This is a genomic window from Lawsonibacter asaccharolyticus (genome assembly GCF_022453915.1).
Classification (GTDB): domain Bacteria; phylum Bacillota; class Clostridia; order Oscillospirales; family Oscillospiraceae; genus Lawsonibacter; species Lawsonibacter asaccharolyticus.
This window is the reverse complement of record NZ_CP091870.1, coordinates 1,803,299-1,817,687: the sequence shown is the minus strand read 5'-3', so window position 1 is coordinate 1,817,687 and position 14,389 is coordinate 1,803,299. Positions and strand designations below refer to the sequence as shown.

Sequence of the window (14,389 nt, the reverse complement as noted above, 5' to 3'; positions counted from 1 at the left end):
AGAATATGTTCAAACACGGATGCTTACACCGAAACAGCTGTAGCCGTCACCGCTCCCGGGGCAGCTGGAGCACCGCGCCCTGATCGGCACTGGTGACCAGGGCCGCGTAGCGCTCCAGCGCCGGGGTAGCCGGCTTGTGGATGTGCCGGACCCGCTCCAGGCGGCGCTGGATCTCCTCCTCCGGGACACAGAGGGTCAGGGTGCGGTTGGGGATATCGATGATGATTCTGTCACCCTCTTCCACTGCGGCGATGGGGCCGCCGGCGGCAGCCTCCGGGGACACGTGGCCGATACAGGGCCCCCGGGTGGAGCCGGAGAAGCGCCCGTCGGTGACCAGGGCACAGTCCTCGTCCATCCCACGGCCTACAATAAGGGAGCATGTCATGTGCATCTCCCGCATCCCAGGACCACCCTTGGGCCCCTCGTACCGGATGACCAGCACGTCCCCCTTTTGGATCTTGTCGTTGGACACCGCCCAGCTGGCCTCCTCCATGGAGGTGAAGACCCGGGCCTGCCCCTCAAAGTAGTGCATGCTGGGCTTGACCCCCGCCTGTTTCACCACTGCGCCCTTGGGGGCCAGATTGCCGTGAAGAATAGCCAGGCCGCCCTCTGGCTTCTTGGGGTGGTCCAGGGAGAAGATGACATCGTTTTCCACCAGCTCAACCCCGGCGAGATTTTCGCCCACCGTCTTTCCACTGACCGTCATCTGCTCCAGGTCCAGCTTACGCTCCAGGGCCTTCATCACCGCAGGGACCCCGCCCTGCTCCTCCAGTACACTGAGGGGGTACTGCCCGGAGGGCTTGATATTGCAGAGATAGGGGATCTCCCGGCTCAGCTCATCAAAGTCATCCAGGGTGATGTGGATGCCCGCCTCATGGGCGATGGCGGGCAGATGTAAGGTGCTGTTGGTGGATGCTCCCATGGCCATGCTTACTCTGATGGCGTTGCGCAGGGCCTCCCGGGTCATGATCTTACGGGGCGTCAGGTCCTCCTTCACCATGGCCACGATCCGACGGCCCGACTGCTTGGCGATGCGCCGTTTTTTTCGCGCTCACCGCGTGGGCCAGGCCGCAGCCGGGCAGGCTCATGCCCAGGGCCTCGGCCAGACAGCTCATGGTATTGGCTGTGCCCAACATGGCGCAGGTGCCAACGCCGGGCAGGGCGGCCTCCTCGATCTTCATCAGCTCGTCCTCGGTGAGCCTGCCGGTCTGGGTGCGGCCGATCAGCTCCCGCATGTCGGTGAGAGTGATCGCCTCCATGTCCTTGTACTTTCCAGGGAGCATGGGTCCGCCCGGGACGACGATGGCAGGGATGTTCAGCCTCATGGCGGCCATCAGCATGCCGGGGACGATCTTGTCGCAGCCGGGGAGCATCACCATGCCGTCGAACTGATGGGCCTCGATCATGTACTCGGCGGAGTCGGCGATGAGTTCCCGGCTGGGCAGGGGATAGCTCATCCCTTTGTGCCCCTGGCAGATGCCGTCGCAGATGGCGATGGTGCTGAACTCCCGGGGGATGCCCCCCGCCTCGATGATCCCCTGCTTAACGAAGTCCGCCAGCTCCCGCAGGTGAAAGTGGCCTGGTACCATCTCGGTGAAAGAGTTGACCACTGCGATCATGGGTTTGCCCAGGTCCTCCCGGTCCAGACCGGTGCTGTACAGCAGCGCCCGGTGAGCCGCCCGCTCAATCCCGTTGGTCAGCATCCCGCTTCGGTAATCCTTAAAGTGCATCTTCTCCTCTGGCATGTTCAGCGCTCCTTTCCTGTGCGGCTGTTTTCATCTAGCAGTGTACCAGCGGATTGACAAAACCGCAAACACATTTTATATTTATTTTATAAACAAAAAAGTTGTATTTAGGGAGGGAGAGCGGTGAATATCAGTCTGGAATACTTTCTGGCCGTGGCGGAAGAGGAGAGCATCAGCCGGGCTGCGGAGCGGGTCATGGTGAGCCAGCAGGATATGAGCAACCATATCCGGCGTCTGGAAAAGCAGTACGGGCTCCTGTTTGAGCGGCGGCCCAGATTTGCCCTGACCCCAGCAGGGGAGGCCGTGCTGGCCACCTACCGGCAGGTGCGGCTGCTGGAGGAGAGCCTGGAAGACCGGCTCCGGGACCTGAGGGAGGATACAGAGGGGACCATCCGCCTGGGGATGCACATCGCGCGGGCGCGCATCCTGGTCCCCCCGGCGGCGGCCAGATTCTGCCGGGAGTTCCCCCACGTGCGCCTGGAGGTGGTCCACGGGGACACGGCCGTTCTGGAAGACAAGCTGGGGCAGGGGACGCTGCACCTGTTCCTGGGTGTAGATCCGGAGGAGCGTCCCCACTTCTGCTTCACGCCGGTGGGCTCGGAGACAGTCTATCTCGTGATTGCCGGGGCCCTGCTGGACCGCTGCTTCCCTCAAGGGGGCGCGGGGGATACCATTGACGAGACGCAGCTATCGCGCTTACCGTTGATCTTCAGCCCGACCATCAGCAAGACTCAGGCCCGGATCACAGACTTTTTCCGGCAGCACGGGCTCGCCACCGCATTTCAAATCACGGCGGGGGACTATGACCTCCAGCTCCGGCTGGCGGCCCAGGGCCTGGGGGCCTGCTTCTGCCCGGCTATGCACCTGCGGGACGTCCGGCACCTTTTGGAGGGTCCGGAGCCCATTCTTCGGCGGCTGTATGTCCCGGATCTGGACGTGCGTAACGAACTGAAGCTGGTGACCAACCGGCGGATGTATCACCCCCGCTATCTGGACGTCTTTGCCGGGATATTGGAGGAGGAGGCCAGGCGCGCCCTATTGTGCTGAGCGTCCCATTCCAGGCCGGACATGGGCCAATGGGCTCCAAAGCCGCCCCCTCCGCCCGAACAGGGCGGAGGGGGCGGCTTTGGGCGTTAGAAGTATGAATAGTAAGGGGAAAAGTAGAAAAAGAAAAAATTATATGAAGTATATCACAACTTTACTTGTAAGTATACTCTTTTACCGTTCCCTTCCCAATTAACGGAACGCCTAAGTTGCTTGCCGGCCTCCCACGCCGCTTCCAGATGTTCCGGGCTAAAGACCCGCTTGACTCGCTCATAGTCGGCGGAGCATAAAAGGACCGCAAGTCCCGACAAAAGAGACTTGCGGTTATCATGATTTATTCCCACTCGATGGTGGCCGGGGGTTTACTTGTGATGTCGTAGACGATGCGGTTGATGCCCTGGACCTCATTGACGATGCGGGTAGAGATCCTGTCCAGTACGTCGTAGGGGATTCGGGCCCAGTCGGCGGTCATGAAGTCGCTGGTGGTGACGGCACGGAGGGCCAGGGTATAGTCATAGGTCCGGCCGTCACCCATGACACCCACCGAACGGGTGTTGGTGAGGACGGCAAAATACTGGTTGATGGAGGCACCCAGGCCGGCAGCGGCGATCTCCTCCCGGTAAATGGCATCGGCGTCCCGCAGGCGGTCCAGCTTGTCCTTGGTCAAGTCTCCGATGACCCGGATGGCCAGGCCGGGACCGGGGAAGGGCTGACGCATCACCAGATATTCCGGCAGCTTCAGCTCCCGACCCAGCTGACGGACCTCATCCTTGAACAGCAGACGCAGGGGCTCGATGATCTCCTTGAAGTCAACGTAGTCGGGCAGCCCTCCTACATTGTGGTGGCTCTTGATGACGGCGGCATCTCCGGCTCCCGACTCGATCACGTCTGGGTAGATGGTGCCTTGGACCAGGTAATCCACCCGGCCGATTTTCTTGGCCTCCTCCTCAAAGACCCGGATGAACTCCTCGCCGATGATCTTCCGCTTGTGCTCCGGCTCAGATACCCCGGCCAGCTTGATGAGGAAGCGCTGCTCCGCGTCCACGCGGACGAAGTTGATGTCCCACTTGGAGAAGGCGGCCTCCACCTCGTCTCCCTCATTTTTCCGCATGAGGCCGTGGTCCACAAACACGCAGGTGAGCTGACTGCCCACCGCCTCGGCCAGCAGGGCCGCGGCTACGGAGGAGTCCACTCCGCCGGACAGGGCCAGCAGCACTTTCCCGCCGCCGATCTTCTCCCGGATCTGAGCAATGGCGGTCCGGCAGTAGTCCTCCATAGTCCAGTCGCCCTTGGCGCGGCACACCTCATAGAGGAAGTTGTGGATCATGTCGATGCCGTGCTGGGTGTGGTTGACCTCGGGGTGGAACTGGACCCCATAGAAGCCCCGGGCCTCGTCCGCAATGGCCACATTGGGGCAGCTGTCGCTGTGGGCGGTGAGAGCGAAGCCGTCAGGCACCTTGGCCATGTAGTCCCCGTGGCTCATCCAGGAGATACCCTCCTGAGGCAGGCCCTTGAAGAGGGGAGAGGTGGTGTCGTAGTAGGTCTGGGTCTTGCCGTATTCGCGAGCGGAATCGTCCTGGGCCTCGGTGACCTGGCCGCCCAGGGTGTGGGCCATGAGCTGGCAGCCATAGCAGATGCCCAGGATGGGCACTCCCCAGGTGAAGATCTCCGGGTCCACGTGGGGGGAGGAATCCAGATACACACTGTTGGGGCCGCCGGTGAAGATGATGCCGATGGGGTCCATGGCTTTCAGTTGGGAAAGGGGCGTGGTGCAGGGCATGACCTCGCAGTACACATTGAACTCCCGGACCCGGCGGGCGATTAGCTGATTGTACTGGCCGCCGAAGTCCAGAACGATGACGGTCTGATGGGACATAGACTCATCCTTTCTTCAGTGAGTAGATTTTACAGAAATTTCACCAAACTTCCCTTGTATCCCCGGGAAAAGAGGAGTATGCTGAAGGCAGACAGAGGGAAAGGAGATGATCACATGATGCAATTCCAGGAAAACAGCCGGATTGACCTGGAGGACCTGCTCTACGACGGACAGGAGCCTGCGGTCAGCGAGCGGTAAAGGGGGCCCCCTGCAAGGAACCACACCACTTTGGTGTGGGTTTTTTGTTTTCAGCAGACAGACCTATGATATATCCGGACAGAAAAACAGGCTGTCCTGTATCTGAAATTCTGCCGCAGAAAATCCGGCATCCTGATATGTATCGGTTTTACGGTCATAGATGTGGTAATGCAATACGATGCGGTAACGGCCATCCGGAAAGCCGTCTCCGTAATGCTGGGGCAGCTGGGATATGGAGGTCCGGCCGCCCGGTTCTAAAGTGTAGGACTCTGCGGTGACACCGTAGTTCAAATCTGTTTTCCACGGAACGCCATACCACAGACCATCCAAAAGGACTTCTAGACCCGCGCTGCCGGAATTCCCGTGTAAAAGGGCGTCATTGCTTTGATTGGAGACGCTCCATTCCAGCGTATGGCCCGCAGGGGAAGAGAGAATCATGGGGACGTCTGCTCTGGGCGTCCCCAGGGAACCCTCCGGCAAAAACCGGCAGTCCCACTGACCTGACAGAAGGGCAAGCTCACGAAGGCAGGGGAGAGAGGACATGCCCTCCCTGGTATGGGTGTCAACAGAAAGCTGCTCCCAAAGAGAGGAAAGGTCCAAATCAGTGGAGAGGACCCGGCCGCTGTTATCGATCCAGAGACCGTCCCATACAACGGCATCAAAGTCTTTGCGGACACCAGCGACAGAGAGACCATACACGGGCTGGGAAGCATCAGCATGCTGCTGAAGCTGAGCGGGCCGAGCCCCGGCTGTCAAGAGTGTAAAATGAAATTTCAGCATGTCCTGCCATGTATAGATCAATTTCTGCTGGGTCGTTTCACCGTTGTAGGCAGTAAGAGTGACACTCTGGCCGGGCCAAATAAAGGGAAGCGCGAAAAAATGCCTCCAAATCAGAAGACTGGCCAGCAGGAGCAAGACGATTGCGGAACGAAACCGGCGCGCAGACTGAAAGAACTTCATGGCAGGCACCTCCGTTTTTGTGTTCTGTCTTATGAGACGATCCAAAAACAAAAAAGTTCCATAGGAGGCGGGGAGGTCCGTCAGGGCATCTCCCCGGGCCCAAACGGGCCCGGGGAGATGATGGTCAGATCTGCGTGATGTCGATGGGGGTAAGATCCTCGCTGCGGCTCTGCTGACGGACAGTGAGGATGGCCCGGGCGGTGTCGATGGCGGTGATGCAACCCACGGAGTGCTCCACCGCAGAGCGGCGGATGCGGAAGCCGTCGGTGTCGTGCTTGCGGCCCTTGGTGGGAGTGTTGATGATCAGGTCCACGGTGCCGGAGGCGATCATATCCAGAATGTTGGGGTGGGCCTGAGAGACGCGGTTGACCCGCTTGCACTCGATGCCCGCCTCCTGGAGCACGTCGCAGGTGCCGGAGGTGGCAAAGAGCTCGATGCCCATCTCTTCAAAGCCCCGGGCGATGCCCACGATCTCCTGTTTGTCCTCGTCCTTGACAGTGATGATGATACGGCCGCCACGCTTGGGCGCCTTCAGACCGGCCCCCTTGAAGGCCTTCAGCAGGGCCTGAGGGAAGGTCTCGGCCAGGCCCAGCACCTCGCCGGTGGACTTCATCTCCGGGCCCAGGCCGGTGTCCACGTCAGTGAGCTTTTCAAAGGAGAAAACCGGGGCTTTGACGGCGTAGTAGTCGGCTTCCCTGTAGATGCCGGTGCCGTACTCCAGGTCCTTCAGCTTCTGGCCCAGCATCACTTTAGTGGCCAGATCGATGATGGGCACGCCGGTGACCTTGGAGATATAGGGGATGGTGCGGGAGGAGCGGGGATTGACCTCGATAACATAGATGTCGTCGTTATAGAGGATGTACTGGGCGTTGATCAGTCCAATGACGCCCAAGTGCTTGGCCATGTTCTTGGTGTGCTTCAGGATCAGCTCCCGATGCTTGTCCTCCAGGTGGAGGGGGGGATAGACCGCGATGGAGTCGCCGGAGTGGACGCCGGCCCGCTCCACATGCTCCATGATGCCGGGGATGAGGATGTCCTCCCCATCGAACACGCCGTCCACCTCCAGCTCCCGGCCCATAAGGTACTTGTCGATGAGAATGGGATGCTCCTGAACGGTCAGGTTGATGATCCGCATGAACTCCTCGATGTTCCGGTCGGAGTAGGCGATCTCCATACCCTGCCCGCCCAGTACGTAGGAGGGCCGGACCAGCACGGGGTAGCCCAACTCATTGGCCGCCTGAAGGGCCTCCTGGGTGGTAAAGACGGTGCGGCCCTTGGCCCGGGGGATGGCGCACTTCTCCAAAATCTCGTCAAAACGCTCCCGGTCCTCGGCGGCGTCCACGCCGTCGGCAGAGGTGCCCAGGATCTGCACCCCCATCTCAGTCAGCGCCTTGGCCAGCTTGATGGCGGTCTGTCCGCCGAACTGGACCACGGCGCCCCAGGGCTTCTCCAGCTCCACGATGTTCTGCACATCCTCGGCGGTCAGCGGCTCGAAGTACAGCTTGTCCGCCACATCGAAGTCAGTGGAGACGGTCTCGGGGTTGTTGTTGATGATGATGGTCTCATAGCCCATGCGGCGGAAGGCCCACACAGAGTGGACAGAGCAGTAGTCGAATTCGATGCCCTGGCCGATGCGGATGGGGCCGGAGCCCAGCACCAGCACCTTCTTCTTGCCGGAGCCGTTGTCCACCGCCTCGTTCTCTCCGTCATAGGTGGAGTAGTAATAGGGGGTCTCGGCGTCGAACTCGGCGGCGCAGGTGTCCACCATCTTGAAGGAGGGGATGATGCCGTACCGCTCCCGCAGGGCCTTCACCTGGGCCTGGGTCATGCCGCACAAGGTGCCGATATAGCTGTCGGCGAAGCACATCTCCTTGGCCCGCTTCAGGGTGTCCATATCGGGCTCACCCTTACAGCGGGACAGCTCGTTCTCCATGTCGATGATCCGCTGGAAGCCGTCCAGGAACCAGATGTCCATCTTGGTGATGTGGTTGATCTTCTGGGGGGAGAAGCCGCGGCGCAGGGCCTCGGCCACCACAAAGAGACGCTCGTCGGTGACCTGGACCAGCAGGTCCTCGATCTCGTCGGTGTACAGGCCCTCCAGCTTGTCCAGCTTCAGGGCCCGCACGTTCAGCTCCAGGGAGCGGATGGCCTTCATCAGCGCGCCCTCGAAGGAGTTGGCGATGGCCATGACCTCGCCGGTGGCCTTCATCTGAGTGCCCAGGGTACGGCTGGCGGTGGTGAACTTGTCAAAGGGCAGGCGGGGGATCTTCAGCACGCAGTAGTCGATGGTGGGCTCGAAACAGGCGGTGGTCTTGCCGGTCACCGCGTTGGGGATCTCGTCCAGGGTGTAGCCCAGGGCCACCTTGGCGGCCACCTTGGCGATGGGGTAGCCAGTGGCCTTGGAGGCCAGGGCAGAAGAGCGGGACACACGGGGATTGACCTCGATGACTGCATACTCGAAGGAGTCCGGGTTCAGGGCGAACTGCACGTTGCAGCCGCCCTCGATCTCCAGGGCGGAGATGATGTCCAGGGCGGCGGAGCGGAGCATCTGGAACTCCCGGTTGGCCAGGGTCTGGGTGGGGGCCACCACGATGGAGTCGCCGGTGTGGACGCCCACGGGATCGATGTTCTCCATGGAGCAGATGGTGATGACGTTGCCGGCGGAGTCCCGCATGACCTCGAACTCGATCTCCTTCCAGCCGGCGATGCACCGCTCGATGAGCACCTCGTGGACCCGGGACAGGTTCAGGCCGCGGTCGCAGATCTCCCGCAGGGAGACCTCGTCGTAGGCGATGCCGCCGCCGGTGCCGCCCAGGGTATAGGCGGGGCGGACGATCACAGGGTAGCCGATCTCGTTGGTGAAGGAGACGGCATCCTCCACGGTGTTGACCACCTTGGAGGTGACGCAGGGCTGGCCGATGGACTCCATGCAGTCCTTGAAGCCCTGGCGGTCCTCCGCCTTGTGGATGGAGGCGGGGCTAGTGCCCAGCAGGCGCACGCCGTACTTCTCCAGGGTGCCGTTCTCATACAGCGCCATGGCCAGATTCAGGCCGGTCTGGCCGCCCATGTTGGGCAGAAGGGCGTCAGGGCGCTCCTTCTCAATGATCTGAGTGATGGAGGGCAGGTTCATGGGCTCGATATAGACGTGGTCGGCGATGTCCTTGTCCGTCATAATGGTGGCGGGGTTGGAGTTGATCAGGACGACCTCCAGGCCCTCCTCCTTCAGCGCGCGGCAGGCCTGGGTGCCGGCATAGTCGAATTCGGCGGCCTGGCCGATGACGATGGGGCCGGAACCCAGCACCAGGACCTTCTTGATATCGGTGTACTTCGGCATTACTTGGCACCTCCCATGGAGTCGATAAAGCGGTTGAAGAGGTATTCCGTATCCTTGGGGCCGGCGTTGGCCTCGGGATGGAACTGAGTGGTAAAGCAGTTGGGGCGCTTGTACTTCAGTCCCTCGCAGGTGCCGTCGTTGACGTTGATGTGGGATACCTCGGCCACGGCAGGGTCCACCGTGTCAGAGAGGACCATATAGCCGTGGTTCTGGCTGGTGATGAACACACGTTCCTTCTCCAGGTCACGGACGGGGTGGTTGCCGCCCCGGTGGCCATAGGCCAGCCGGCCTGTCTTGGCGCCGGTGGCCAGGGCCAGAAGCTGGTGGCCCATGCACACGCCGAAGATGGGGATGGTGCTGTCATAGAGCTTGCGCAGCTCTGCGATGATCTCAGTGTTCTCAGCGGGATCGCCGGGGCCGTTGGAGAGCATCACGCCGTCAAAGCCGCTGGAGAGCACCTCGCTGGCGGGGGTGTAGGCGGGCAGGGCCACGACCTTACAGCCGCGGCGGCGCAGGCACTCGATGATGTTCTGCTTCACGCCGTAGTCCATCACGGCCACCAGGTGCGTTTCCTCGCCATAGGCGTCAAACACCTCGGGCTCGGTCCGGGTCACCCTGCGGATGGTGTCTTTCACCTCATAGGAGCGCAGCCGCTCCATGACCTCGGCCACATTAAAATGCTCCGCACAGGTGAGCATACCGTTCATGCTCCCCTGACTGCGGAGTATTTTCGTCAGTGCCCGGGTATCCACGCCCTGGATGCCGGTAATGTCGTATTGTTTCAGATAGCTGTCCAGTGTGTCCTCACAGCGGAAATTACTCCCCTGGGGAGACAGATGGCGGACAACAAGGGCCTCCACCCAAGGGCGGCGGGACTCGTTGTCCTCGTGGTTGACGCCGTAATTGCCAATGAGGGGATAGGACATCACCACGCCCTGTCCAGCATAGGAGGGGTCGGTCAGGATCTCCTGATAGCCGGTCATGGAGGTGTTGAACACCATCTCACAGATCCGGTCGGAGGTGCCGCCGATGCTGGTCCCGGAAAAAACGCTTCCGTTGGCCAGGATCAAAGTCGCTTTCATCAATTCTCTCACACGCCTTCCGTTCCAGGTTCTCATACGCATTGCTTCAGGAGGGCATGACCCTCCAGTTTGCTTCTTAATATTTTATCGGAAAACGACCCGCAATGCAAGATGTCGTTTCTCCTTTTTTCGAAAAAAAACACCGGCGGCTTTTGGAGAAAACGCACCGAAGAATTAAAGAATAATAGGGCCGGAGAAGGGCAAGAATGAGAGGGATGGAACGAAGCGCCCGGCGGGCCGGGGGCGGACAGGAGGAAGCCATGTTCACCGCGCTGATCCGTACCGTGATCCTATACATCCTCATCATCGCCGGGGTGCGGCTGATGGGCAAGCGCCAGGTGGGGGAGCTGGAGCCCTCGGAGCTGGTGCTCTCCCTGCTCATCGCGGACCTGGCCTCGGTGCCCATGCAGGACCTGGGCATCCCCCTCCATGCCGGGGTGGTGCCCATCCTGGCCCTGCTGTCCCTGACCATGATCCTCTCGGTGCTGACCATGAAGAGCATCCGCTTCCGCACCCTGATGTGCGGCCGGCCCAGCATCGTGGTCCGGGACGGAAAAGTGGACCAGGGGGAGATGCGCCGCAACCGGCTGACGGTGGATGAGCTTCTGGAGGAGCTGCGGGGGCAGGGCTACACCGATCTGGCTGGGGTGAAATACGGCATCCTGGAGACCAACGGCCGGCTGTCCGTCCTGCCCTACGCCGAGCAGAGGCCGGCCACCGCCCGGCAGCTGGGGCTGGAGAGCCGGGAGACTGGGCTGCCCGTGGTCATCATCAGCGACGGGCGCATTTTGCAGGACAACCTGAAGCGGCGGGGGCTGGACCTGTCCTGGCTGGACAAGCAGCTGGCGGAGCACGGGTATCCCGACTTCCGGGACGTGTTCCTGCTGACAGTGGACGAGGCCGGGGGCGTGTATTTCGTCCCCAGGGAGGGAAAGTAGGGAATGGGAGAGATGAAGCGCCTTTGGGCGGCGGTGGGCATCCTGGCCGCTCTGCTGGCCGCCGCCCTGGGTACCGGCTGGTGGGTGGACGGACTGACTGCAGATTATGTTTCCCGGCTGGAGCAGGCCCAGGCCATGAGTGAGAGGGGCGACTGGGAGCGGGCTGCCCAGGTGACGGGAGGGGTGTACCGGAACTGGCAGGAGAGGAGCTTCTGGCTCCATGCCCTGCTGCGACACAGCGACACGGACCAGGTGCTGCTCCTGTTCCGCTCGGTGGAAGAGTACCTGAAGCTGGAAGAGATGGACCAGTACGCAGCCGCCAACGCCCAGCTCATCGCCCAGCTGGAGCTGCTGGCGGAGATGGAGGACCCCTCTCTGGAAAATGTGCTGTAAGAGAGGACCGGCCCGGACATGGCATCCATGTCCGGGCCGGTCTTGCTGCCTACAAAAGAAATTCAGCTGATTTTGCCGGAGGGAGAACAGGTCATAGAGATCTCCACAGGAATATCAGAATAGGGATATTTGGAGAGTTCCGCTGTCAGGGTCGCAGTGCCGCCGTCCTTGTCAATGGACTGTCCGCCGTAGGACCACCCCCCGCTGGTGCTTTTGGAGGCGCTGGCGCTGATTACCCAGGCCTCAGAGCCGTCATAGCCGAAGGTGGCTTTTAGGGTGACTGTGGCGATCAGATTCCCGCTTGAATATACCTTTTTCGTTTTTTCTGCGGTTCTGCTGGAACTGCGAAGAGAGTCATAGACAGTCAAAATGGTTTCCACCTGCAAGTCTCCATACTCCTCTATCCAGACCGTGGTGCTGGGGGCGCTCTGGGCCGCTGCGCCAGCCGGCAGTATCAATACAGAGGCCAATACCAGGATGGACAGGATCAAGGACATCATTCTTTTCATTCCGCTCACAACTCCTTTTCTGAATAGATCACAAGTGTATCGGTCATCGTGATTTCCAAAGGCTGGCTTTTGACAAAATAGATGTAAATACCGCAAATCAAAAAGACAGCCAGGCCAATGGCAAGTAAAACGGAAACGATCCGCTTCCATAAATGCGTCTTTCTGCGATATTGCGCCAATTTTTTCTGGTCCTCACATTCCAGCATGACCAGAGCCAGGTCCTCGGGGTTCCCCAGGTAGGCCTCGGCCTCCGGCCACCCCGTGTCCGGGTTTTCCGCCTGAAAGTCCTGTACGGTCTGATAGACATGGTCTAGCAGCCTCCGGCGCAGCGGGGCGGGGCAGTTCAGCGCCCGGGAGAGGGCCTTCTGGTATTGGTAGAAGTTACGCATGAGATGTTCCTCCTTGTCCGTTCCGATCCAGCCCCAGGATCTTGTCTACCGCACCGGTGAAGTCCCGGTACTCCTGGATGAGCTGCTCCAAATAGGCCTCCCCCGCGAAGGTAACGGCAAAGTAGATGCGCATCCGGTTGCCCGCCACCACCTTATCGTGCTCCGCAATATATTGAAAGCCTTGAAGCCGGTAAATGGCCTGGTAGAGCGTGTTGAAGGTGATCGCTCCGCCGCTGAGCGTGTCGATCTCCTGCATCATCTCATAGGTGTACATGGGCCGCTTTCTGAGAACAAAGAGGACGAGCATCTCTGTGACAGATTTTTTTAAAGACTCCCGGATGCTGGAAGGGGTCCCGCTGCGGACCCGCAGGTCCTGGTCGTTTTTTTTCATGCATATCTCCATACAAAAATCAGTACTGATAAAAATAGTATAACTTAATAGAAAAAATTTGTCAATAAGATAATATTTTTTAACTATATAATTGTTATTGACAAATATATTGTTAAAGAGTACAATGTGGACAAAGAGATACTAAAGGAGGAGGAGTCCAATGGTTTTATAAGACACATTCTTAGGGTGATGTAAGCAATAACTGTTTCAAAGAAAAGCAGGAGGAAAGTTGCATGAAAAGAATTTTTGGAGCTTTAATGGTGATTGGTTTGTGTTTATCAATGGCGATAGTAACATATGCAAGAGATTTTTCAGAAGAACAAAGAGAACTTTATGGTCAATATGTGGAAATTGTAGAATCAATTTCAAAAAAATATGAAGCAGACGTTACGATTGTCCCGATGGAAAGTTTTGATTTTGAAGAAGCTCAAAACCCGGAATATTTTAAGGACACACTGGAAGCCATTGCACAATTAACTGATCCTCAGCAACGCTATTTAAACAACGTAGAATATCGTATGGAACTTCCCCACACCCGAGCAGGAAATACATACACTAAATACGCTGAGGTAAATGCAGGAGCTAGGACAATCAGTATCAAGGTAACGGGGGATTTTGTTACAGTTTACAATGAAAAAATGGATTCACAAGTATTTGACAGTGCAACATTTACAACAAAAGCAAATAATACAGGATACACATGGATTCCTACTACGCCCATAGATGCGGAAATTGACAGTGATACATTACGAACTTATTATGTAGGGCAAGATGGTGACATTGAAAGTGGTACTACAATCTGGAAAAATAGAAGTATTCAGGTGGAGTTTTATTGCTCATGGATAGGACAGATTTCTTAATGAATCATGAGACAAGTTTGAGATAAAAGGAGAAATAGTATGAAAAAAATTCATTTTATAACTGGATGGTTCTTCATATTTGTCTTAGCTCTCGGTATGATAAGCCCGGTTTTTGCAAATGAATCACAAAATGATCTGTATGACAAATATGTAGAGATCGCAAAAAAAGTGTCAGAGCAGTATGACGCAGAAATCACGCTCGAGCCATTTGGAACGTTTGACATGCAACAGGCTGGTACTTTGGAAGAGTTTGAAGATCATCTGTATGCGATAGGGGCGCTCATCACACAGGAAATGACGGTTACTTCCACCACCGCTGGAAACAGCTGTACTGGAATTGCACAAGCTGATTATGGATCTGCGCATATGTATGTTGCAGTTACAGGAGAATTTGTAACAGAATATGACCTTGATAGGAACAGTCAGGTAATGGTTGATGCGGAGTTTTCTACAAAAAGTCACAGTGCAGGATATACATGGACTACGTCAGAAGAAAATCATACATTTTATGATGGAGGAAAAGAATGTGTCTATGCGGCATCGGGGACAATAGGATTGCCCGGTGGAGGCAAATGGTCAAACGCGGAGATTTCCGTCACATTTTTCTGTAATGCAAAGGGGAAAATTACGGCTGGAGCGGGATGATTAGGATGGCAGAAGGCCCGTCCCA

Annotated in this window: 12 protein-coding genes and 1 pseudogene; 5 read left to right on the top strand and 8 right to left on the bottom strand. The window is 58.2% G+C overall.

All coding sequences use genetic code 11. The annotated features are described in order from the left end of the window. Positions 1 to 46 precede the first annotated feature (46 nt). A pseudogene (ilvD, locus tag L9O85_RS08675) lies at positions 47 to 1,730 on the bottom strand (dihydroxy-acid dehydratase). A gap of 138 nt (positions 1,731 to 1,868) precedes the next feature. Here ilvD and L9O85_RS08670 point away from each other — a divergent pair. Next, the gene (locus L9O85_RS08670) at positions 1,869 to 2,792 is read left to right on the top strand and encodes a LysR family transcriptional regulator (protein WP_108981129.1); all 924 of its coding nucleotides are present in this window, start codon (positions 1,869 to 1,871) and stop codon (positions 2,790 to 2,792) included. Positions 2,793 to 3,123: 331 nt separating this feature from the next. Here L9O85_RS08670 and guaA read toward each other — a convergent pair whose 3' ends face one another. The 4 genes from guaA to L9O85_RS08650 form a co-directional block, all read right to left on the bottom strand. Continuing rightward, positions 3,124 to 4,665 (bottom strand): glutamine-hydrolyzing GMP synthase, encoded by a 1,542-nt coding sequence (guaA, locus tag L9O85_RS08665; RefSeq protein ID WP_301578407.1) that lies wholly within the window; start codon positions 4,663 to 4,665, stop codon positions 3,124 to 3,126. Positions 4,666 to 4,926: 261 nt separating this feature from the next. Further along, a complete protein-coding gene (locus tag L9O85_RS08660; RefSeq protein ID WP_301578406.1) occupies positions 4,927 to 5,823 on the bottom strand; it encodes an immunoglobulin-like domain-containing protein in 897 nt (298 codons plus the stop codon). Positions 5,824 to 5,947: 124 nt separating this feature from the next. Further along, positions 5,948 to 9,157, bottom strand: a complete 3,210-nt coding sequence (carB, locus tag L9O85_RS08655) for a carbamoyl-phosphate synthase large subunit (RefSeq protein WP_108981141.1) — start codon at positions 9,155 to 9,157, stop codon at positions 5,948 to 5,950. After that, on the bottom strand, positions 9,157 to 10,239 hold the full coding sequence (locus L9O85_RS08650) for a carbamoyl phosphate synthase small subunit (protein WP_108981142.1): 1,083 nt from the start codon (positions 10,237 to 10,239) through the stop codon (positions 9,157 to 9,159). The genes carB and L9O85_RS08650 overlap by 1 nt, the downstream gene beginning before the upstream one ends. Before the next feature lie 206 nt (positions 10,240 to 10,445). Here L9O85_RS08650 and L9O85_RS08645 point away from each other — a divergent pair, with 206 nt between their 5' ends. Both L9O85_RS08645 and L9O85_RS08640 read left to right on the top strand, forming a co-directional pair. Next, positions 10,446 to 11,177: a YetF domain-containing protein gene (locus L9O85_RS08645; RefSeq protein WP_242850353.1), complete on the top strand. Its 732-nt coding sequence runs from the start codon at positions 10,446 to 10,448 to the stop codon at positions 11,175 to 11,177. Between the two features lie 3 nt (positions 11,178 to 11,180). Next, positions 11,181 to 11,570, top strand: a complete 390-nt coding sequence (locus tag L9O85_RS08640; RefSeq protein WP_050624987.1) for a DUF4363 family protein — start codon at positions 11,181 to 11,183, stop codon at positions 11,568 to 11,570. A gap of 62 nt (positions 11,571 to 11,632) precedes the next feature. Here L9O85_RS08640 and L9O85_RS08635 read toward each other — a convergent pair whose 3' ends face one another. From L9O85_RS08635 to L9O85_RS08625, 3 genes are read right to left on the bottom strand one after another with little or no spacing between them, the layout of a single operon-like run. Further along, complete coding sequence (locus L9O85_RS08635) at positions 11,633 to 12,079, bottom strand: hypothetical protein (RefSeq protein ID WP_301578405.1); 447 nt, start codon at positions 12,077 to 12,079, stop codon at positions 11,633 to 11,635. A gap of 5 nt (positions 12,080 to 12,084) precedes the next feature. Beyond that, complete coding sequence (locus L9O85_RS08630; RefSeq protein WP_301578404.1) at positions 12,085 to 12,468, bottom strand: hypothetical protein; 384 nt, start codon at positions 12,466 to 12,468, stop codon at positions 12,085 to 12,087. Next, entirely contained in the window at positions 12,461 to 12,859 is a 399-nt protein-coding gene (locus L9O85_RS08625) for a PadR family transcriptional regulator (RefSeq protein WP_301578403.1), read from the bottom strand. The genes L9O85_RS08630 and L9O85_RS08625 overlap by 8 nt, the downstream gene beginning before the upstream one ends. A gap of 233 nt (positions 12,860 to 13,092) precedes the next feature. Between L9O85_RS08625 and L9O85_RS08620 the strand changes: the two genes are divergently transcribed. Both L9O85_RS08620 and L9O85_RS08615 read left to right on the top strand, forming a co-directional pair. After that, complete coding sequence (locus L9O85_RS08620; protein WP_301578402.1) at positions 13,093 to 13,719, top strand: hypothetical protein; 627 nt, start codon at positions 13,093 to 13,095, stop codon at positions 13,717 to 13,719. A 39-nt stretch (positions 13,720 to 13,758) separates the two neighbouring features. After that, positions 13,759 to 14,364 carry a hypothetical protein gene (locus tag L9O85_RS08615; RefSeq protein ID WP_301578401.1) on the top strand — a complete coding sequence of 202 codons (606 nt, stop codon included), beginning with the start codon at positions 13,759 to 13,761 and terminating at the stop codon, positions 14,362 to 14,364. The last annotated feature ends 25 nt before the right edge of the window (positions 14,365 to 14,389 follow it).